Source organism: Halopseudomonas pelagia CL-AP6 (genome assembly GCF_000410875.1).
Taxonomy (GTDB): Bacteria; Pseudomonadota; Gammaproteobacteria; order Pseudomonadales; family Pseudomonadaceae; genus Halopseudomonas; species Halopseudomonas pelagia.
Window position 1 is genome coordinate 1 of sequence record NZ_AROI01000075.1, and the last position, 1052, is coordinate 1052.

The following is a 1052-nucleotide window of genomic DNA, read 5'->3' on the forward strand; positions in this document are numbered from 1 at the left end:
CTCTGGGCCAGAAGCGGGCACCCAACACCGCCAGCACACTCTAAGTCGACTCAATTCTTAAAGGTGATAGCTACTCAATCGCGTTCAGCTATGCTTAGCTCACTAGCTCCTTCAGGAAATCAGTGAGTGCTTTCTTTGGGTCGTCTTCCTCCGAAACAATCATTTCGATTCCCCATTGCCCTAGAACCTCCAGTGCTACCGGGTTTGGCCGGTTCGTGAAAACGTAGGATTTTGGTCTCGCAGATGAGATGGCGGAGCGCCCCCACATTTCTGTCAGCCGATAGAAAAGGAGTCGGATATTGATGTCAGATAGACTGTATCCGATGAAGAGCACTGAGTTCCCCAGGACATCGTTGCTGAGCTTGATATCCAACGGCGAGTCGTAGTTCAACCTCTGGAAATAGCTGGTCTCGTCCAGGACGATTGATGCGTCATCATCGAAGTCCCCATGAAACTTTACAATCTGGCGACGGCCGTCTGTGACGGACACTAGGTCGGCTACACTTGCAATTTTATCGAATGGGACGCCGAATTTGTCATGGGCGATTTCTAGCCACCGGTCGTAGTTGGTTGTGTAGATTCGCGAGAATTTTCCAAGGGTGATTAGCCGATGAATCTCGGATTGAGTGATGTCTACGTCGCGCTTGTGCCATTCACGATCCATCCAGCTACGCAGCGGCCCGAGACTACCCTTTTTCTTCTTATAGAACTCCGCTAGCGCTAGCGCGGTGCCATATGTGGAGAAAATTTTGGGGTCATAACCCAGTTCCGTTGCAATGTGAGATGTCAGCTGGCTCCAGGTTGGTAGGTTGAGATTGGCAGACACTCCGGCGCCTACAAACAGCATCAGCTTGTTGGTGCGGTGTGCATGGAATAATTCAGCGTTCATTCCACGCCTCTCACGGAATTGAGGTATGCCGCGAACTGGTCAAGGGCTTTACGACGCATGGAGATCTCGTCCTTGGCCTCACCCATTTCAGCGAAGGTTTGAATGTGTCCATTCGGAACGAAGACGCAATCCCATTGAAAGCCCGGCGGTTGCAGGAGCTGAG

2 protein-coding genes are annotated in these 1052 nt (G+C 51.5%); both read right to left on the bottom strand.

Annotated features, from left to right (window positions below; all coding sequences use genetic code 11):
* Positions 1-94 precede the first annotated feature (94 nt).
* Positions 95-889, bottom strand: a complete 795-nt coding sequence (locus K787_RS0121670) for an SIR2 family protein (protein WP_022964875.1) — start codon at positions 887-889, stop codon at positions 95-97.
* On the bottom strand, positions 886-1044 hold the full coding sequence (locus K787_RS25680; protein ID WP_268870415.1) for a non-canonical purine NTP pyrophosphatase: 159 nt from the start codon (positions 1042-1044) through the stop codon (positions 886-888). Before K787_RS25680 ends, K787_RS0121670 begins: the two co-directional genes overlap by 4 nt.
* Positions 1045-1052: the final 8 nt, after the last annotated feature.